Below are 19,534 nucleotides of genomic sequence, written 5' to 3' on the forward strand. Positions count from 1 at the left end.
AACAAAAACTACTTAATTCGCGACAAGCGAATAATCTCATCCTGCTGAGCCAATTCGTCAATAATCTTATTCAGCTCCTGGCTATAATCAGCCTCAATCGCCACTTCACCAATCGCAGCAACCAGCTCACCATAAAAACCATCATCACCGGTCAAGCGAAACCAAAAATCATGCGCTGCCAATACTGGGTAGTTATATTGCGAAGTAATCCGTTTGTAATGCCCACTCAACTGATGCGCCTCACCATAAATCAAACCCACCACCATATCGTCATAACTCACCCGCAAGCCATTTACCTTAGCGAGATTAATCACACCCTTAAAATGCCCGGCAATCGATTCCACATCATCTTTATTAATCGTATTCGGTCCCGCTTTAAGCTGGCAATATTTACGAACGCCATCAACCTGATCAATAAACTCAATATCAATCCCGCTAGTCGTACTAGCAAAACCATCCAGCACATCCGAAGCAAATTTTTGAATGTTCGCACCAAACGAAGTCGTGATGGATTGACCCAACACGCGCGGATAAATCAGTGCCTTAGCGATACTCTGCGGTGAAGAATTACCTGTCAAAAAATTCGCCAAATAGACCGTTAGAAAAGGATTGATGTTGAACTCTTTGGGATCAACGAGTTTTTGAGAATTGCCTGCGTGATTGATGACGATGGTTTCGCGGAACCAGGTTTTTGCTTTGGCTAGGATGGTGTTTTTGTTTTCGATCATTAAGAAGGGACTTTCTTACTATTCTTATGAAGTTAGGGGTCACTCGATATTCTCAGCGATATGATAACGTGCATTTTGCAACTTTGAATGGACAAATTCGATCATCTTTATGTTGTAATCAATAAAAAAGGATCACAAAACTTCCCGAATTTGTGCATTAACTAATAGAATGTTGCGTCAAGAGAGCCAGTGCTTCAGAAGCCTTGATTCGTATTTGAATCGCAACCTATCATCAGGACCTAATATGACACGAAAACTCACTTTCATTGACCTCTTTGCAGGATGTGGAGGACTCTCCTTGGGCCTCGTCAAGTCAGGTTGGAATGGCTTGTTCGCCATAGAGAAAAGTGAAAGCGCTTTTTCTACGTTCGAAAAGAATTTGATTAATAACGATAAAGGCTTTTTTTCTTGGCCTACATGGTTACCTCAAAAAGCACAAACTTGTGAAGATCTACTAAAAGATTACTCGGTTCAAGTATCTCAGTTGCGTGGACATGTCGATCTAATTGTTGGAGGCCCACCGTGTCAGGGCTTCTCGACTGCGGGCAAACGTAATCCAGCTGACCCTCGAAATAAAATGAGTGAGCAATATTTAGCAGTGGTCGGTTTGGTCATGCCGAAGTACATTGTTATTGAGAACGTCGCTGGCTTTAACATTGGATTCGGTGGTGCTGAGGGCGATGCGCTTCTAGTTGATGGAAATAAGCAAAAAAGTTACGCCGCGTATATCGCACATCGCTTAACAGAATTGGGTTATTCCGTTTCTGCTGGTTTACTGAATTGCGCTGATTTTGGGGTTCCGCAAAATCGTAAGAGATTTTTTTTAATTTGCGAGCGCCAAGATGATAAGACAAATTTCCAAAACCTCTTTTCTGAATTTCTGAAAACTCGATCATCCTATCTGGTGAATAAAAACCTTCCTGTTGATCGAAATGTTAGTTCACACGATGCACTTTATGATCTTGAGACATATGGAAAAAAATTGGTTTCTTCGACCGACTCGCCAATAAAGGGATTTCAAGAACTCAATTACTGGACGAGACGAGAGTTATCACCCTATCTGAAATTGATGAGGGGCGATTGTGAAGAACTTAAGCCTAACAGTTTACGACTTGCTAAACACAAGGCGAAAACGATAGAGCATTTTAAGAAAATTAGAGAAGTCTGTCGTGCGGGGGTTTCTATTTCGTTGGATGAAATGAAAAAAGTTGGGACAAAAAAACATTCGATTACAGTGCTAAAAAAGAGTCTTCCTTCGCCCACAGTGACAACTTTACCTGACGACATTTTGCATTACTCTGAACCTCGAATACTCACGGTTCGCGAGAATGCGAGGCTCCAATCATTTCCAGATTGGTTTGAGTTTCTTGGTCCATATACAACGGGGGGCGCACGTCGAAAATTAGAGTGTCCTCGATATACCCAAGTAGGGAACGCCGTGCCTCCCTTAGTTTCTGAGGCAATAGGTACTTTCCTTAAGAAAGCCTTATTGAACCATAAGGTAGAACGCAGTGAAAAAGTAAACTTGGAATTAATTTAATCTGCCGATTTAGAGAAAGCTCAAATTTATGTCCATTGCGGATGCCGATACACAAATTTTGAACTTTAAGATAAGTTCACAGCTAAAGTCGATTATTGGTAAGGATTTGATTACTGATGACCACGTCGCGATCTTCGAATTAGTAAAGAATTCATTTGATGCAAAATCTCAAAATGTCATATTGTATTTTGCTGAAAATGAAATTCACATTGTGGATGATGGGAAAGGTCTAACCTACGAGGACTTAGTTCATAAGTGGTTGTTTGTGGCCTATTCAGCGAAAAACGACGGGAGCGAAGATTCTGGATCTACAGAAAATGACTATAGAAACGACCTAAGTGTGAGTCGACATTACGCGGGGAGTAAAGGAGTGGGGCGATTTTCTTGTGATCGCCTTGGCTCCAGACTTATTTTGCAGTCACGTAGCGCTAAGGATCTTGGATCTGTAAATTCACTTGATGTTGATTGGACTGAATTTGAACGCTCCTTGACAGACGAGTTTGTGAACATCCCTGTACGTCACACGTCATCTAAAGATTTTGTTAAACCAGACTGGGTAATCTCACCTTCCTCATCGGGTACGATGTTAAGTATCACGGGCCTACGACAGCCGTGGAATCGGTCGAAGTTATTAGATTTAAAAAGATCACTGGCAAAGCTAATTGATCCATTTGGTAGGAATAGAGAATCATTTAAGATCACAATCATTGCTCCATTAGAGGAGTTAGAAGATAAAAAATTTTCATCTCAAAATATTGACGACCCAGCGCCAAACAGTTTTGTCAACGGCGTAGTTGAAAATTTTATTTTTCAGGTTTTGGAGGAAAAGACAACTTGGTTAAGAACATGGATTGATCATGGAGCGAAGAAGCTTTATACAGAATTGAACGACCGCGGGGCATTAATTTATAGAATATCTGAAGAGGCTCCGTATGCTAGCCTATTGGATTCGAATTTCGAATGTAACTTGTTCTACCTTAATAGATCTGCAAAAGCGACTTTTAGTCGTCGAATGGGGTTGCCATCAGTTAATTTTGGATCGATATTTCTTTTCAAGAATGGCTTTAGAGTTTACCCGTTAGGGGAGCCTTCAGATGACTCTTTTGGAATTGATGCGCGTAAACAGCAAGGTTACGCGAGATTCCTAGGGACTCGTGACATCGTAGGCCGTATAGACGTAAAGGGCGATGAGACCAAATTTAAGGAGTCGTCTAGTCGAGATAAAGGTTTGATCGAGACAGTTGCTGCACATGAATTACGTGATTGTTTCTGGAAAAAATGTTTTCTACGTTTAGAAAATTATGTAGTTGGCGTCAGCTGGGTTCTGAAATTTGACATGGACATTGAAGATTCTTCGTTTTTGAATGGGGATGAGGCAAAGGCAACAGTGATTTCTGTTCTTGCAAAATTAGCGAATTCTCCTGCAATTACAGTCGAAACTTATGCGAAAGATTTACTATCAATAGTAAGTAATAAAGTTAGTGAACATAGTCGAGTTTTCAAAGATTTAGAATCTTTAGCAACAAAAGTTGGGGATGTTGAACTTGCAAATTCCGCCAATGAAGCGGTGCAAAAATTTCTCGAAATGGAAAGAGCCGAGGCTAGCGCAGTCGCCTATGCTGAACGTGAACGAGCAAATAGAAAGGAAGCAGAGCAAAAGGAAAAGCTAGCCACTGTTGCATTCGAAAAAGAGCAACAAAAAAACCTGTTTCTCACTTCTCTCCAAAGTCATGATAAGGAGATTTTAGAGAACCTCCATCATCAGGTCATTATCTACGCTAGTAATGCAATAAACAGCATTGAAGCGAATTTGATCATGCTAAGAAATGGTGCTAACTTGAAGCGAGAGGAGTTTCAAGAATTGCTCGAGAATTTACTTCTATTGAATCAGCAGGTGCTAGCAGCCTCAAGATTTGCAACGACAGCGAATTTTCGTATGGAATCAAATACGATTCGCGAAGACTTGGGAGGATATGTTCAACAGTACTTGGAACGTGTTTGCCCAATTTATGAGAACAGAATAACTGTCGAGGTCAAAAGAAGCGTATCTAATTTCGTCATAGATTTTAAGCCAATCGAAATATCAATAATTCTAGATAACCTTATTGATAATGCGTATAAAGCAGGAGCGACAAAAATCGAATTCAATATTAGAAGGCTCGAAAGCAATATTCTTCAAATCGAGGCTCGCGATAATGGAATGGGATTGGATCCAACGATTCAGATTGAAGAATCGATTTTTGAGAAAGGAGTGACAACAACTAGCGGGTCTGGGTTGGGTCTTTACCATGTTCGACAGCTGTTAGAGAAATTGAAAGGTGTCATCACTCTCGGCGACTCAAGCATTTCTGGTACTGTGTTCAACATTAAAATATATAAATAATGGATCTCAAATATAGAATATTGTGGTTTGACAATCAGCCGCAAGAGGTGACAGGCGCAGAAAGTGTTATCAAAGCCAACCTCACCAGTGTGGGAATTTCCCTTGAAGTAACGTGGGTTAGCAAATTTGATGAGGACACCCTTAACCCACACTTAACAACCTTAAGAAATTACACACCGTACGATCTGATCGTCGTGGACTATGATTTGGGTTCATCAAAAGGAGATGCTCTCTTACAACGTTTGAGAAGATATACTTCTGTAGAAATGGTGTTTTATAGCGCGATAGGTGCACAAAAACTCCGAGAGGCGTTGATCACTAAAAAAATAGACGGAATATTTTGTTTGAACAGAGATCAGCGACTCGGGCAAGAGATGTTCGCTATTGTTAAGTGTACGTTGAGGCGTTTCTTTCATCCGAATTATATTCGTGGTTTGGTTGTTGGTGCGGTGAGCGAAATTGATTACCTTTTAGTAGAATCGATCGAGCACCTTTTGACTATACCTGCGATGCCTGAAAAAGAAGAAATGAAAAACCGTATATTAGAGGCGCAAAAGAGTTATTTAGACCAATCAGTAGGCGAGCAAGCAAAGGCTGAATCCAAACCTTTTGACCGTTTATTAAAAAAAGCAAATCTAAAGATTAAGGTCGATATGCTAATTTACCTGCTCGAACAACAAGGAGGAAGAATTGCTATAGAGGCGAAAGAAATAGTTTCTTTATTCATGGATGAAATAAATGAAAATAGAATTGAATTCGCACATGCAAAAACTGAGGAGGTTAATGGATTGCCTGTTTTTCGGGATCGCAATCGAGGTAAAGTTTGGGACACTTCAGAGATGGAAAATTTGATACGAAATATACAGAAACATAAGAACGCTATGATGAGTATTCGATCATGTCGGGAAGAATAAGTTTGAGATCAAAGGGGGCTGCGTCGATTAAACGTTATCAACGCTGCTCCTTATGTTAAATCATGGTGTAGTAAACCTGCGGGCAATTCTAACAATCAAACATTTCCCTTTCAGCTCCGAGATTCACGGCCCAACAAAAAAGCCCAGCAAGTTGCAGGGCTTTCTCAGATTTAGTAGATCAAAAAAATCAAACGTCAATATTCCCAGCCCTCAGCGCATTCCCCTCAATAAACGCACGACGTGGTTCTACGTCGTCGCCCATTAGGGTCGTAAAGATCTGATCCGCAGCAATTGCGTCTTCGATTTGTACTTTGAGTAAGCGGCGTACTTTTGGGTCCATGGTGGTTTCCCAGAGTTGGTCTGGGTTCATTTCGCCTAGTCCTTTGTAGCGCTGTTTGGAGACGCCGCGTTCGGCTTCTTCGCGTAGCCAGAGCATGGCGTGGTGGAAGTCTTGTACGGCGACTTCTTTCATGCGCTCGCCTTCGCCGCGGCGGATGAAGGCGCCTTCGCCTAACAAGCCTTTGAAGGTTTGTGCAGCGTTTTCTAATACTTTGTAATCGCTGCTGTCGACGAAGTCGGCGTCGATGCTGCTGACTTTGACGTTACCGTGGTACATGCGTTCTATGCGCAGGCTGAATGCGCCTGAGAGTTCGTCGCTGCGAACGACGGCTTTCACCGCTGGGTCGTTCATGGCTTTGGTGAGCTCTTGTGCGGATTGTTCTGCGTGTTCTGCATTGTCTAATTTGAGTACCACGCCGGTCATGATGGCAGTCAAGGCGGCGCGGTCGATGACGCGGGTTAAGCGTGTCATGATGGCATTGGCTAAGTTGAATTGGCGTACCAGTTCGCCGAGTGCTTCGCCGACGATCGGTTCTGCGCCTGTGCTTGGGGTGAGTGCTGCGCCGTTCAATGCCACGGTGGTCATGTAGATCGCTTCTTCGGCGTCATCTTTCAGATAACGTTCGTCACGACCTGCTTTGACTTTGTACAGCGGTGGTTGTGCGATGTAGATGTGGCCGCGTTCAACCAAGGATGGCATTTGGCGGTAAAACAGCGTCAACAACAGCGTACGAATGTGGGCACCGTCGACGTCCGCATCGGTCATGATAATGATGCGGTGGTAGCGCAGTTTTTCGACATTGAATTCGTCTGGGCCGATGCTGGTGCCGAGTGTAGCGATCAATGTGGTGATCTGTTCGCTCGACAGCATTTTTTCGAAGCGTGCTTTTTCTACGTTCAAAACTTTACCGCGCAAAGGCAGAATCGCTTGGAATTTGCGATCACGGCCTTGTTTGGCTGAACCACCCGCAGAGTCACCCTCGACGATGTAGAGTTCGCACAGCGCTGGGTCTTTTTCTTGGCAGTCGGCCAGTTTGGAAGATAAGCCCAAACCGTCCATTACGCCTTTACGGCGGGTGAGTTCACGCGCTTTACGCGCTGCTTCACGCGCACGTGCTGCTTCGACGATCTTGCCGCAAATGATTTTGGCATCGTTTGGCTTTTCCATTAAGAATTCGGTCAAAGTTTTGGTGACGATTTCTTCGACTGGGCCGCGCACTTCGGATGAGACCAATTTGTCTTTGGTTTGTGAACTGAATTTTGGTTCTGGTACTTTGACAGACAAGACACAAGTTAAGCCTTCGCGCATATCGTCGCCAGAGACTTCGACTTTGGCTTTTTTCGCGAATTCGTGTTCTTCGATGTATTTGTTGATGACGCGTGTCATCGCTGCACGCAAACCGGTGAGGTGAGTACCACCGTCGCGTTGCGGAATATTATTGGTAAAGCACAGCACTTGTTCATTGTAGGCGTCGTTCCATTGCATAGAAACGTCGACAGTAATGTTGGTGCCTTGGTCCGACATTTTTTCGCCAGTGGCTTGGAAAATGGTTGGATGCAAAACGGATTTGTTTTTGTTGATGTATTCCACGAAACCGCGTGTACCACCTTCAAACGCAAACAATTCTTCTTTGCCTGTGCGATGGTCGTTCAACTTGATGCGTACGCCGTTGTTCAAGAAGGACAGTTCGCGAATACGTTTCGCTAAAATTTCGTAGTGGAATTCAACATGCGTGAAGATTTCTTCGTCTGCCCAGAAGTGTACTTCGGTACCGCGTTTGTCGGTATCGCCGATGACTTTGATTGGAGAGCAGAGTACGCCGTCGATCGTTTCTAATTCGCGGTTTTGTACGACGCCTTTTGAAAATTCCATCGTATGCAATTTGCCATCGCGACGGATCGTCAATTTCAATAATTTAGACAGCGCGTTCACGCAAGACACACCCACGCCGTGCAAACCACCAGACACTTTGTAAGAGTTTTGGTCGAACTTACCACCCGCGTGCAACTCGGTCATGACGATCTCTGCCGCGCTACGTTTGGGTTCGTGCTTGTCGTCCCACTTGATACCGGTAGGAATACCGCGACCGTTATCGGTGATGGAAATCGAATTGTCGGTATGAATCGTGACGTTGATTTCGGTACAGTGGCCTGCCAAAGATTCGTCGATGGAGTTATCCAAGACTTCGAAAACTAAGTGATGCAAACCGGTGCCATCAGAGGTATCGCCAATGTACATGCCGGGGCGCTTACGCACGGCTTCGAGACCTTCGAGAATTTGAATCGAGGACGCACCATAACTGGCAGATGCTGCGGCACTTGCTGGTTCTGGAACGGCTGGTGTGTTGTCTTGGGTATTCTCTGACATGGCTACCTTCTGAAATTAACAAGCAGCTTTTGGCTGCGATTTTTTAGTGCTTTGTTTTGTTTTTTAGCTCCCTCTCCCGCAAGCGGGAGAGGGTTGGGGTGAGGGTGGTTGAGTACGTAGAAAAACCAAAATTGTGATGGAATCTTAAGATTGATTTCTTTCACACTCATGGATTGCTGAACGCCCCTCATCCCCGACCCTTCTCCCGTTCACGGGAGAAGGGAGGTTTGTTACATCAAATCCGCATCGGCATGACAACGTATTTGAAATCACCATTCTCAGGAATTGTGATCAAAGCAGATGAATTGGAATCACCCAAAGCGATATTGATTTGATCGACTTTGAGGTTGTTCAAGACATCTAACAAATATGTCACGTTAAAGCCGATATCGACGCTATCGCCGCCGTAATCGATTTCGATTTCTTCGACCGCTTCTTCTTGATCCGCATTGGTGGACAAGATGCGCATTAAACCTGGTTCGATCACGCAACGTACGCCTTTGAATTTGTCCGAAGTCATAATCGCGACACGTTGCAAAGAGCGCAGGAGTTTTTCACGGCTTAAGGTGAAATTGTTTTTGTAACCTTTAGGGATCACACGATTGAAGTCAGGGAATTTGCCTTCGACTAATTTGGAAATCAATTCGATATCCGCGAATGTCAATTTAACCTGGTTGTTGGCGATGTCGAGTTGAACTGGTTCGTCTTTGTCTTCTAACAGACGCTGCAATTCCAAAATCGTTTTGCGTGGAATGATGACTTCTTGACGCGCGAATTCTTGTTCGACTTCGACTTGTGCATAGGCCAAACGGTGACCGTCAGTTGCCACTGCAATCACGTTTTTACCATCAACGACTAATAACAAACCGTTCAAATAGTAACGAATATCTTGCTGCGCCATGGAGAAATGCACCATGTTGAACAAATGCTTCAAAGCTTTTTGCGGCAAGCTGACGCTGGCATTGAAATGTTCCGCTTGGGCGACGGTTGGAAATTCTTCCGCTGCCAAAGTCTGCAAAGAGAAACGCGATTTGCCGGATTGCACGGTCATCTTTTTGTTGTCGAGCTTCAAGGTGACGTCATTGTCATCAGGCAGTGCGCGCAAAATGTCGAGTAATTTGCGTGCTGCAACCGTGGTCGCAGTCACTTCGCCACCCGAACCGATTTCCGCATGCGTAGTAATTTGGACTTCAATATCGGTCGATAAAAAGGACACTTTTTCGCCGTCTTTGCGGATGAGAATATTGGCCAGAATCGGCAAAGTGTGCCGACGCTCGACAATACCACTCACAATTTGCAGGGGCCGTAAGAGGGTATCCCTGTGGGTTTTGACCAATTGCATTTTATATCCTCACTTGTTTATCAATGTTAAAGGATGCTTCATTACTGGATGCCGTGTTGTGACACGGATCGAGTAACACATAACTACTCTTACATTGGGAGGACTTGCGAAAAACTGCCCATCATTTGTGTGGCCAATTTTACGTAAATCCTACGCCGGGTTTTGCTGCTACATACTACTTACTCTTATCTATACTCCCCTCTCCCGCTTGCGGGAGAGGGAACATTTAAGTTGCCAATTACCCCTTCAAAGTCTGCTCCAACACATGAATCTCATGGTTGCACTCAGGACTTTTCGCTCTATCTGCCGCAATCTTGCGTACTGCGTGCAGTACGGTTGTGTGATCGCGACCACCAAATAATTCGCCAATTTCCGGCAAACTTTTTTGCGTTAATTCTTTTGCCAAATACATCGCAATCTGACGTGGTCGCGCGATATTCGCTGGCCTACGTTTGGAATACATATCTGCGACTTTGATATTGAAAAAATCCGCGACGGTCTTCTGAATATTCTCTACCGAGATTTGGCGGTTTTGTACGGACAACAAATCTTTCAAGGCTTCTTTGACGACATCAATCGTGATGTCTTTGCCGTGGAAGCGCGAATACGCCAAGATTTTGCGCAAAGCACCTTCGAGTTCACGCACATTGGAGCGTAAATGTTTAGCGACGAAGAAAGCAACATCGTCAGAAAACTGTACGCCTTCGGTGTAGGCTTTCTTCAATAAAATCGCGACGCGCATTTCGAGTTCTGGTGGTTCAATCGCCACCGTCAAACCCGAATCAAAACGTGAAATCAAGCGGTCATCCATCCCCGAAATTTCTTTCGGATAAGTATCGCTGGTGATAATGATTTGTTTCTTGGCGGCGATCAGGGCTTCAAATGCATAGAAGAACTCTTCTTGCGTACGGCTCTTACCGCCAAAGAATTGAATATCGTCGATTAGTAATAAATCGAGTGAATGGTAGTAACGTTTGAAATCGTCGAACCCTTTTTTCTGATATGCCGTCACCACATCGCGCACATATTGTTCGGCGTGGATGTAACGAATCCGTGCATTCGGTTTGTCGTGCAAAATTTGATTGCCAATTGCGTGAATCAAATGCGTCTTACCCAAGCCAACGCCACCATATAAAAATAGCGGGTTATACGATACGCCAGGATTATTCGCCACTTGAATTGCCGCCGCACGCGCTAATTGATTCGCTTTACCAGTGACAAAACTATCAAAAGTGAGATCGAAATTAATTCGTGAATTATCACGACGTGGCGCTGTTTCTGGAATTGGACTTGGTGCGACTAAGTCATTACTACCAATTTGCGATGTACGTTGACCATGATCAGCACCATTGTCTTGCCCAGCATTGGCCGGTGGTGTGGTGGTCGAGATCGGTTTTTTGCCTGCGCGTGGATCGATGATGAATTCGACATTCACCGTATCATCCCAAAATTGCGCAGCGAATTCGGAAATGCGACTTGCGAATTGGGCTTTGACCCAATCCAGTTTAAAGCGATTCGGTGCACCAATACGCAGCAGACCTTCTTCAAAGTCCACCACGGTCAATGGTTTAATCCAAGCACTAAATTGCTGAGGCGTGAGTTCCTGTTCAAGTTGTGAGGAGCAGGCTTGCCAGAAATTTTCCATGAATCGCTTTACTGTTTATTTGGTTTTTGTTCTTTTCAAAATTGGCTTCGTGCTTTTTCTCTATCTAACTATCAAGCTAACAGGAGGTCGCACGCTTTCAATTCCACTTTTATTTGAATGCTGCCTTGACCGTAATTGGGTGCCCACTTGTTATACGCCACCTTGCGCTTTGTCACACGATTCAACCATAGACAAGTTACTTACTCGCCATCACCAACAGCTTTTATATTTAGATCAAACAGTGGTGAATTGGGACCCGTGATTCAACTAAAAACAGTGTTTTTTTGATTACGTGAAGCAATACTTCGGATCCCTCTATTCTACCCTCCGCGCGTCGAGTTATCCACAGGAGAGGTAAAATTTCTTTTGAGTAACACTTCCGCAAAACGAAGAAAAAGAACCAAATGGATTGACAGTAGACTTGTAAATGGTGTCTAATTACGGGTTCCCTACCCTGTTTTGTTAGATGTGTACTTTAATTGTCTTGACGCTATCTCTATAGTTCGTCGAGCGCAAAGCGGAAGTCACAAGATGAAACTAAGCATGAGCAGCGGTTTTGGGGCAGTAATGGTGTGAATAGCGTGTTGCTATTGTTTATTGAGTACCTTTCCATAACAAGGTGACATCAAAGCAACGGCGCAATGCACTATTACCCGTAATTCCGATTTATTTTTTGCTCAAATAGTGAGATCAACATGAAACGTACTTATCAACCTTCCGTAGTTCGTCGTAAGCGCACGCACGGTTTCCGCGCTCGTATGGCAACACGTGGTGGCCGCGCAGTTTTGAACGCACGTCGTGCTAAAGGCCGTAAGCGCCTAGCAGCTTAATCGGCATCCAATAAATCCAATTCTAGGGGATATTGCCGCGTTGTTTGTCCTCGCAATACTTTGCTTTAGAGCTTAGCAATTGCTGCGGGAAACGCCTTGCACTATCTCCCTATAATTGAATTTCTTGAATACCGAGCGACTAGTCGGATACATCGTCAATTAGTTGATTCAATAGGTTTAAAAATTATTGTGACTAATTTGACTGCCAATCCTGACCTAGCTCAATATCAGTTGTCCGGCGGTAGTTTTGCGCGGGAGCGACGAATTCTTAAAGCGGATGAATTTTCATCCGCTTTTCGTTTACGTCCTGTGCAAAAGACAGCACATTTTGTATTATATGCTCGCGCAAATGCACTGCCGCACGCCCGTCTCGGGGTAGTAGCGGCAAAGCGATTTGCTCCGCGAGCGGCGACACGCAATATGATCAAGCGTGTGACACGCGAAATTTTTCGACAGTCTGAATTGATGAAGGTGGATTGCATTGTGCGCTTATCTAAGCCAGTCAATAGCAAAGCCGGTCCTGCCACGAATGCGCAATTAAAGCGGGACTTGCGGGACGAAGTCTTGCGTCTGTTCGTTTCGCAACGTGTTGCCTTATCTTCTACTTCGCTCCCAGAGTCACACACATGAAACGCTTGTTAATTCTGATCTTGCGTGGATATAAATTGGCGATCAGTCCGATGTTGGGCCAAAATTGTCGGTTTTATCCTAGTTGTTCAGAATACGCAATGGAGGCGATTCGTGAATATGGCGCGGCGAAAGGCTCATTGATGGCCGGTAAACGACTTTGCAAATGCCATCCTTGGCACCCTGGAGGTATTGACTTGGTGCCGCCCAAAAGTGGTGTTGCCAGCGACGACACGGGATGTAAATTAGAGGATGATCATCAATGCTCGCCAGCCGATTTAAATTTTGTACAAGGTGGGGATGAAATTCTGACAAAAGACCCCACATCAACTCGTCAACAACTGATCTAAATTGATCGAAATTGATCTAATAAGCAAGTCATTAACCTTCCCGATCTTTAACATCTATACAAGTGGATAAAATGGATATAAAGCGTACCGTCCTCTGGGTTATTTTCTCGATGTCTCTGTTACTCCTTTGGGATAACTGGATGAAGCATAATGGAAAACAATCCATGTTTTTCCCTACGCAAAATCAACAGGCGAAAAACGCGAGTGCTTCCGCAGTTGCGGCAGCGGCTCCCGCTGCTGGTAATGCATCTAATGCTGTAACTGATGCGGTTGCTGCAGCAATTGTACAAGCGGTAAAGAGCGAGACGATTACCATTACAACGGATTTGATCAAGGCTGACATTGACACAATCGGTGGTGAAATTAAGCGTTTGGAATTATTGAATTATCCAGATAGCCACGAGCCTAAGAAAAACGTGGTGTTATTTGATCACCATGCGGGTCGAACACGAATCGAAGAAACTAGCTTTTTTGGGTTCTTTAAAGGCACCAAGGAAGTTCCTGTCCCACCCCGCACGTATGCTGCACAAACAGGTTTGTTGGGAGGCAATTTCCCTAACCATAAATCCGGTTTTGTTGCATTGCCAGGCCCACGCACATTAGATGGTGCGAATGAATTGAGTCTAGTGTTGGAGTCAGAACAAGCAGGCGTTAAACTCACAAAAACACTGGTCTTCAAAAAAGGCAGTTATGTGATTGACGTGAAACACACGGTCGTAAACACAACAGCTGCGCCAATTAGTCCGTCGTTATATTTGCAGTTGATCCACGACGGAACCAAACCTACTTCAGGCGGCATGTTTTCCGGACAGACCGAGTTCTATGCCCCAGCGGTGTACACCGAAGCGAAACATTTCCAAAAGTTAAATTTTGAAGATATTGAAAAACGCCACGGTAAATCCGATGCGAAGCCAGATCACGAAACCAAAGCGGATAACGGTTGGATTTCAATGATTGAACACTTCTTTGTTTCTGCATTCATTCCAGAGGATAAAGTTCAGCGCGAAATTCGTACAGAACGTGTGCGTGACAATATCTATTCGATCAGCTCAGTCATTCCATTAGGTAATGTCGCAGCAGGTGCAAGTGTCACATCAAACGCGCGCTTGTATTCTGGCCCACAAGAGTCTGCTATCTTAGAAAAAGTCGCACCTGGTATGGATTTGGTGAAGGACTATTGGTATTTCGCGATGATTGCAAAGCCGATGTTCTGGATCATGGAGTTGATTCATAAAGTCTTGGGTAACTGGGGTTGGACGATCGTCGTATTTACCATTGCCATTAAATTAGCTTTATTCCCATTGTCAGCGGCGGGTTATCGCAGTATGGCAAAGATGAAAGTCGTGACGCCAAAAATGACGGCTTTGAAAGAAAAATACAAGAATGAGCCGCAAAAGTTGAATATGGCGATGATGGAACTTTACAAGACCGAGAAAATTAATCCTCTTGGTGGTTGCTTACCCATCTTGATTCAAATGCCAATCTTCTTGTCTTTGTATTGGGTCTTGCAAGCATCGGTTGAAATGCGTGGCGCGCCTTGGATGGCTTGGATTACTGATTTGTCAAAACCAGATCCTTATTTGGTATTGCCAATTCTGTATGCGATTTCGATGTATATCACAACGAAATTGAGCCCAGCACCAGCGGATCCAGTGCAGGCGAAAATGATGTTGTTCATGCCTTTATTGTTCTCCATCATGTTCTTTTTCTTCCCATCGGGCTTGGTATTGTATTGGGTAGTCAATAACGTTTTATCGATCGGTCAGCAATGGGTAATCAATAATAAAATTGTTCCGCCCGAGCATCGCTAAAATAGTTTGTTCTTGAACTGAAAAAGCCCATGATTCATGGGCTTTTTTATTCCTCCCGGCGCGTTTTTTTGCTGCAGATCATGTCGCGTTTACGACACAAATGGCATGATATGACGCATTAGAATGTCAATAGATTTCTGAATAGCAAAGATAAAATTCCTTATGACCCATACTTATGACAGCACCCCTATCGTTGCAATTGCGACCGCTCCTGGACGTGGTGGTATTGGCGTCGTGCGAATTTCTGGTAAAGACTTAAGTGCAATCACGCAAAATCTTTTTCGTGACATTGTCTTAAAGCCGCGCCATGCGACCTATCTTGATTTCAAGCAGGCGGATGGCACCGTGATTGACCAAGGTTTGGTGATCGCATTCAAGGCGCCGCATTCTTACACAGGCGAAGAGGTTTTGGAGTTACAAGGTCACGGTGGCCCCGTGGTCATGCAAATGTTGTTGAGTCGTTGTTTGGAAGCCGGTAGAGAACATGGTCTGCGCTTGGCTGAGCCCGGTGAATTCACCCAACGCGCCTTTATGAATGACAAGCTTGATTTGGCCCAAGCGGAAGCAGTGGCCGACTTGATCGAAGCATCGACCGAAGCTGCAGCAAAATCTGCATCGCAATCGATGTCAGGTGCCTTCTCCAAGGTTATTCATGCCTTGGTTGAAAAAGTCGTGCATCTGCGGATGTTGGTGGAAGCGACTTTAGATTTTCCTGAGGAAGAAATCGATTTTTTGGAAAAGTCTGATGCTCGCGGCCAATTGAGCGACATTCAAAAAGCCCTACGCGCAGTATTTGAACAAGCCGCACAAGGTGCATTATTGCGTGAGGGCTTGAATGTCGTTTTAGCGGGACAACCGAATGTGGGTAAGTCGTCATTATTGAATGCTCTTGCTGGCGATGACATTGCTATCGTTACACCGATTGCAGGGACGACTCGAGATAAAGTTACAGAAACCATACACATTGAGGGTATTCCCTTGAATATCATCGATACCGCTGGTATTCGCCATGATCATGACGAGGATGGGGTGAATGATCGACTAGCCAATCGCATCGATGCAGTTGAGCGCATCGGTATTGAACGCACTTGGGCCGAGGTTCAAAAAGCTGATGTGATCTTGCATTTGCTCGATGCCAGCCGTGGACCGACTCGCGCAGATGAAGAGATTGCTGCCCGATTTCCCGCAGAGATACCTGTCATTTGTGTGTGGACCAAGATTGATATTTCAGGACATCATCCAAGCGTTGATAATGTTGGTGATCTCACGCAGATCTATTTATCCGCACAAGAGCACTTAGGGATGGACTTGTTACGCCAAGAATTATTACGTATCGCAGGTTGGCAACAAACTGGTGAATCCTTGTACTTGGCGCGTGAACGTCATCTGATCGCACTGAAGCATGCGCATGAACACTTGGAGCAAGCAGCCGAGTATGCCGCACAAAATGATCAATCCCTCGATTTATTCGCAGAAGAATTACGTCTGACTCAAGATCGATTAAACAGCATTACTGGGGAATTTACCTCTGATGATTTACTCGGGGTTATTTTTTCTCGATTCTGCATCGGTAAATAAAGTCAGCGGTAGGCTTTGCAATGGGATAAATCAAGCGGATGAAAATCATATAGGATCTTCATCCGCTTTGTCCCTAGAGGCGATACGACAAGCGTACACGGAAGGCATTTGAATGATTGCCTTCGTTGCTGCGGTAATAACCGTAGTTCAAAATAACAACCCAACCGCTTTCTAACAATAAATCACCGCCAATTCCCATGTGGAATAGGCGTCGATCTAACTCACTACCTTTGATGATATAGGCAGGACTATCCAGATTGTCGAGATAGTTCATGCGTGTGTCGTCATGCTTACCAAGATCGCGTTGATACTCCAAGCGCAGACGAGGAGTTAATTCGCCCCAAGACGTTTTAATTAATGTTTCGGTGTTGGCACCGAGTGTGGTGCGACGGCTATCAAAGCTTTGCGCTTGGTACGCCAATCCGCTGCTCGCATTGCCTGTTTCGGAGTAGGCACCGATGGTCATCACCGAACGATCTAAACGCAGGTACGGCGATATTTTGAATTGCGTGAAGTTGATATCAAAACCCACCGATGTCGACCCCATTTTTTGTTTTCCACTCCATTTACCTGTGTGTTGTTGACTGTTGTTTGGGGCCGCACGCCAAATTTCATTCGGTGGACCGGACAAGCCGCTGCTGGAATTCGTAACATTGGCAATACGGGTGTAGTCGCTTTGAATGTCGTTGACTCCGATGACCCAGGAAAAATGCCAAGCGGGAAATGGGCTGAGTTGGCCGTACTGGCTGATATTGCGAGCATTTGCCACCATGGTCGTTGCTAGACCCGGCAATTCCCCCCGATTGCTCGCATACCCCAAGCCAAAACCGAGTACAGTTTCCGGATTGCCCACGCAGCGATCACCGCCTATGCTCATGCCGCCGTTACTTTGTTTAATAGCATAGTCGCTGGCAATTGAGCTAAAAGAATTCAGCCCGCTCACCCATAGACTTAATCTCCCACATTCGTCTGCTTGCTTCTTTTTTTCTGTTTCATTTCTGAGTGCTGAATATTGACTAGAAATTTCGTGCAAGCGGCTGTTGAAATTCTCTAACTGCAATCGTTCAAATTGATTGATCACCGCCGCCTTCGCTACTTGAAGTGCTTGAATCGCTTTGTCCTGAGTTGGATCGGGCCGTGCTGTGACGGTGATGCCTATCAATGCTGGTGCTGAGTTGAGGCCATTTGCATTCACCATCACGCGCATTTGGTCCACGCCAGCATAATTCAAATCTGCGCGTATGGTGAGCCTGCTATCATTTAATACGGCAATTCCATGCGCTGGCTGACTGATAATCTGGAATGTCGTCGCCGCGCCTGCCGTATTGCTCACTAAACTAGATAGATCGAGGCTGACAGTATTGCCTGCCAAGACTACCAGGTTTGCATTCCGTATTTCGGGTGGCTTGGCCTTAATTACCACAGTCACCGTAACGGGCGCGGAGCTTCCCGCAGAATTCGTCGCAACATAGCTAAAGCTATCTGTCCCGATAAAATTGAGTGTGGGCGTATACCTAATTTCCAATCCACTCACGCTTGCTGTTCCGTGACTTGCTGGCGTTATGATACGCAAATTATCGACTGCGCCAGAGATGATCGGACGGATGATACTCACACCATCGTTTACATTGAGAGTCAGCTCACCCGGTTGTGCGACGGGTGCGATCTGTTTGATGATCAGACTAGCGATTGCTTCGTTGGATTTGCCACTCGCATTAGTGGCGATGTAGCTAAAGCTGTCGTCACCACTAAAGTCTTTGTTCGGCGTATAAATAAAGTTTTGTCCATTCACACTGACCGTGCCGTGGATAGGCATTTTGCTGATGCTCAGTTGCACAAATTTCCCTGTCACGCTAGCGGCAATGCTATTCGCATTGCTGTTCGCCATGACCTCGGCGTTAATCGGATTGGCGATGGGTAATGGCAAAGGTTTGATGTTGATACTAATGAGTGCTGGTGTGGATCGGGAATTGGCATTCTTCGCAATATACGTGATGCTATCTGATCCACTGTACCCGGAGCTTGGTGTAAATAAAATGGCTTTGCCACTGATTGTGGCATTGCCATGTTGAGGAGGTGTGACGATCTCTATATCGCTTGCTGCGGCGCTGATTTGTGTTTGTATCAGATTTGCTTGGCTATTTGCCTCAACGCTGATTGAGAGTGGGTTTGCAGTCAGCGGAGCGCTAATTACGTTGATGTAAATCGGAACGGCTTCTGAATTGCCAGAAAAATTGCTCGCTACGAGCATGATGATGTCGCGTCCAATAAAGGCTTTGTTCGGCGTGTAAATCAAGGATTTACCCTTAATTTGAGCAATCCCATTTTGTGGCCCCGATTGAATTGACAGTGAAGTGCTGTTGCTAGAGACCAGTAAGTTGATTTGGTTTGCTTGAGAATCACTATAAACCTCGTTGACAGTAGATTCTAAAGTGGGGCCTTCACCAAGGACAGTAATGCTGACCGTTACAGCAACTGGAAAACCATCTGCATTGTTGAAGGTATAAGTGAAAGCATCCATTCCCATGTAACCAGGCGTGGGCGTGTAGAGAAAGACAAAATCGGAAAAAGTCAGGGTACCGTGTATCGGTCCGCTCGTGACAGTAATGTTCGATGTCGCAGGGTCACCAATATAAAATGCGTTCAGCGCATTATTATTGCTATTCGAGTCGACTGACATCGTCAAGCCAGTGATGGGATCGCCCTGCGCTCGCGATTCTGATAGAGCGGTGCAATTGAGCAGAATGATGATCAGGCCATAACATCCTAGCCTTAGCCAGCGATGACCTCGAATATTTGATACAAATGACATAGAGAACTCCAATTGGTTCTTGGTTTAATCCCAGCTAGTAAGCTGTCTGATCGAACTTCAATGCAGTGCGTTTTGGACTGGTTTCAAGATTACTCGCGCGATTGATTTTAAGTGCGCGCAAAGACAGGATAGCGTTGTGAAAATTAATTGTGCTATTAGTTCTTGGTGAGTGTCAATTGATAGTTCGATCGTAGATTGATTGCTTATTGTCTCGATAGATCGCATTTGCCCAATTACTGTGGCGATTTCAACCGGCGCGCAGCATTG

13 protein-coding genes are annotated in these 19,534 nt (G+C 44.9%); 8 read left to right on the forward strand and 5 right to left on the reverse strand.

What is annotated here, in order from left to right; all coding sequences use genetic code 11:
* Positions 1-8: 8 nt before the first annotated feature.
* Positions 9-728, reverse strand: a complete 720-nt coding sequence (locus tag KDM90_RS15645) for a PmeII family type II restriction endonuclease (protein WP_212676576.1) — start codon at positions 726-728, stop codon at positions 9-11.
* Between the two features lie 169 nt (positions 729-897).
* Between KDM90_RS15645 and KDM90_RS15650 the strand changes: the two genes are divergently transcribed.
* Genes KDM90_RS15650 through KDM90_RS15660 form a run of 3 tightly spaced genes read left to right on the forward strand, consistent with a single transcriptional unit; the run spans position 898 to position 5,565 of the window.
* The gene (locus KDM90_RS15650) at positions 898-2,268 is read left to right on the forward strand and encodes a DNA cytosine methyltransferase (RefSeq protein WP_212676577.1); all 1,371 of its coding nucleotides are present in this window, start codon (positions 898-900) and stop codon (positions 2,266-2,268) included.
* A gap of 28 nt (positions 2,269-2,296) precedes the next feature.
* Positions 2,297-4,651, forward strand: a complete 2,355-nt coding sequence (locus KDM90_RS15655) for a sensor histidine kinase (protein ID WP_212676578.1) — start codon at positions 2,297-2,299, stop codon at positions 4,649-4,651.
* A complete protein-coding gene (locus KDM90_RS15660; RefSeq protein ID WP_212676579.1) occupies positions 4,651-5,565 on the forward strand; it encodes a hypothetical protein in 915 nt (304 codons plus the stop codon). The genes KDM90_RS15655 and KDM90_RS15660 overlap by 1 nt, the downstream gene beginning before the upstream one ends.
* 187 nt (positions 5,566-5,752) lie before the next feature.
* Here the strand turns inward: KDM90_RS15660 and gyrB are convergent, their stop codons facing one another.
* From gyrB to dnaA, 3 genes are all read right to left on the reverse strand, one after another.
* A complete protein-coding gene (gene gyrB / locus KDM90_RS15665) occupies positions 5,753-8,272 on the reverse strand; it encodes a DNA topoisomerase (ATP-hydrolyzing) subunit B (protein WP_212676580.1) in 2,520 nt (839 codons plus the stop codon).
* A gap of 235 nt (positions 8,273-8,507) precedes the next feature.
* Positions 8,508-9,614: a DNA polymerase III subunit beta gene (dnaN, locus tag KDM90_RS15670; protein ID WP_212676581.1), complete on the reverse strand. Its 1,107-nt coding sequence runs from the start codon at positions 9,612-9,614 to the stop codon at positions 8,508-8,510.
* 238 nt (positions 9,615-9,852) lie between these two features.
* The gene (dnaA, locus tag KDM90_RS15675; protein WP_212676582.1) at positions 9,853-11,259 is read right to left on the reverse strand and encodes a chromosomal replication initiator protein DnaA; all 1,407 of its coding nucleotides are present in this window, start codon (positions 11,257-11,259) and stop codon (positions 9,853-9,855) included.
* 695 nt (positions 11,260-11,954) lie between these two features.
* Here dnaA and rpmH point away from each other — a divergent pair.
* The 5 genes from rpmH to mnmE all read left to right on the forward strand — a co-directional run bounded on the left by rpmH (position 11,955) and on the right by mnmE (position 16,455).
* Positions 11,955-12,089 carry a 50S ribosomal protein L34 gene (rpmH, locus tag KDM90_RS15680; RefSeq protein WP_061535510.1) on the forward strand — a complete coding sequence of 45 codons (135 nt, stop codon included), beginning with the start codon at positions 11,955-11,957 and terminating at the stop codon, positions 12,087-12,089.
* A 96-nt stretch (positions 12,090-12,185) separates the two neighbouring features.
* A complete protein-coding gene (locus KDM90_RS15685; RefSeq protein ID WP_329605335.1) occupies positions 12,186-12,719 on the forward strand; it encodes a ribonuclease P protein component in 534 nt (177 codons plus the stop codon).
* Positions 12,716-13,066 (forward strand): membrane protein insertion efficiency factor YidD, encoded by a 351-nt coding sequence (gene yidD, locus KDM90_RS15690; RefSeq protein WP_212676583.1) that lies wholly within the window; start codon positions 12,716-12,718, stop codon positions 13,064-13,066. Before KDM90_RS15685 ends, yidD begins: the two co-directional genes overlap by 4 nt.
* 71 nt (positions 13,067-13,137) lie before the next feature.
* Positions 13,138-14,877, forward strand: coding sequence for a membrane protein insertase YidC (yidC, locus tag KDM90_RS15695; RefSeq protein WP_212676584.1), 1,740 nt, complete (start codon positions 13,138-13,140; stop codon positions 14,875-14,877).
* A gap of 162 nt (positions 14,878-15,039) precedes the next feature.
* Positions 15,040-16,455: a tRNA uridine-5-carboxymethylaminomethyl(34) synthesis GTPase MnmE gene (gene mnmE / locus KDM90_RS15700; RefSeq protein ID WP_212676585.1), complete on the forward strand. Its 1,416-nt coding sequence runs from the start codon at positions 15,040-15,042 to the stop codon at positions 16,453-16,455.
* Positions 16,456-16,528: 73 nt separating this feature from the next.
* On the opposite strand, the gene KDM90_RS15705 is transcribed toward mnmE, so the two are convergent.
* Entirely contained in the window at positions 16,529-19,267 is a 2,739-nt protein-coding gene (locus KDM90_RS15705) for an autotransporter family protein (protein WP_212676586.1), read from the reverse strand.
* Positions 19,268-19,534: the final 267 nt, after the last annotated feature.

It is taken from the genome of Affinundibacterium fentianense (assembly GCF_018139545.1).
Classification (GTDB): Bacteria; Pseudomonadota; Gammaproteobacteria; order Burkholderiales; family Burkholderiaceae_D; genus Undibacterium; species Undibacterium fentianense.

Coding starts and splice junctions, on each gene's coding strand:
- KDM90_RS15655 (WP_212676578.1), top strand. CDS start 2,297: ATGTCCATTGCGGATGCCGATACACAAATTTTGAACTTTAAGATAAGT.
- dnaN (WP_212676581.1), bottom strand. CDS start 9,614: ATGCAATTGGTCAAAACCCACAGGGATACCCTCTTACGGCCCCTGCAA.
- gyrB (WP_212676580.1), bottom strand. CDS start 8,272: ATGTCAGAGAATACCCAAGACAACACACCAGCCGTTCCAGAACCAGCA.
- KDM90_RS15645 (WP_212676576.1), bottom strand. CDS start 728: ATGATCGAAAACAAAAACACCATCCTAGCCAAAGCAAAAACCTGGTTC.
- yidC (WP_212676584.1), top strand. CDS start 13,138: ATGGATATAAAGCGTACCGTCCTCTGGGTTATTTTCTCGATGTCTCTG.
- KDM90_RS15650 (WP_212676577.1), top strand. CDS start 898: ATGTTGCGTCAAGAGAGCCAGTGCTTCAGAAGCCTTGATTCGTATTTG.
- KDM90_RS15705 (WP_212676586.1), bottom strand. CDS start 19,267: ATGTCATTTGTATCAAATATTCGAGGTCATCGCTGGCTAAGGCTAGGA.
- yidD (WP_212676583.1), top strand. CDS start 12,716: ATGAAACGCTTGTTAATTCTGATCTTGCGTGGATATAAATTGGCGATC.
- dnaA (WP_212676582.1), bottom strand. CDS start 11,259: ATGGAAAATTTCTGGCAAGCCTGCTCCTCACAACTTGAACAGGAACTC.
- rpmH (WP_061535510.1), top strand. CDS start 11,955: ATGAAACGTACTTATCAACCTTCCGTAGTTCGTCGTAAGCGCACGCAC.
- mnmE (WP_212676585.1), top strand. CDS start 15,040: ATGACCCATACTTATGACAGCACCCCTATCGTTGCAATTGCGACCGCT.
- KDM90_RS15660 (WP_212676579.1), top strand. CDS start 4,651: ATGGATCTCAAATATAGAATATTGTGGTTTGACAATCAGCCGCAAGAG.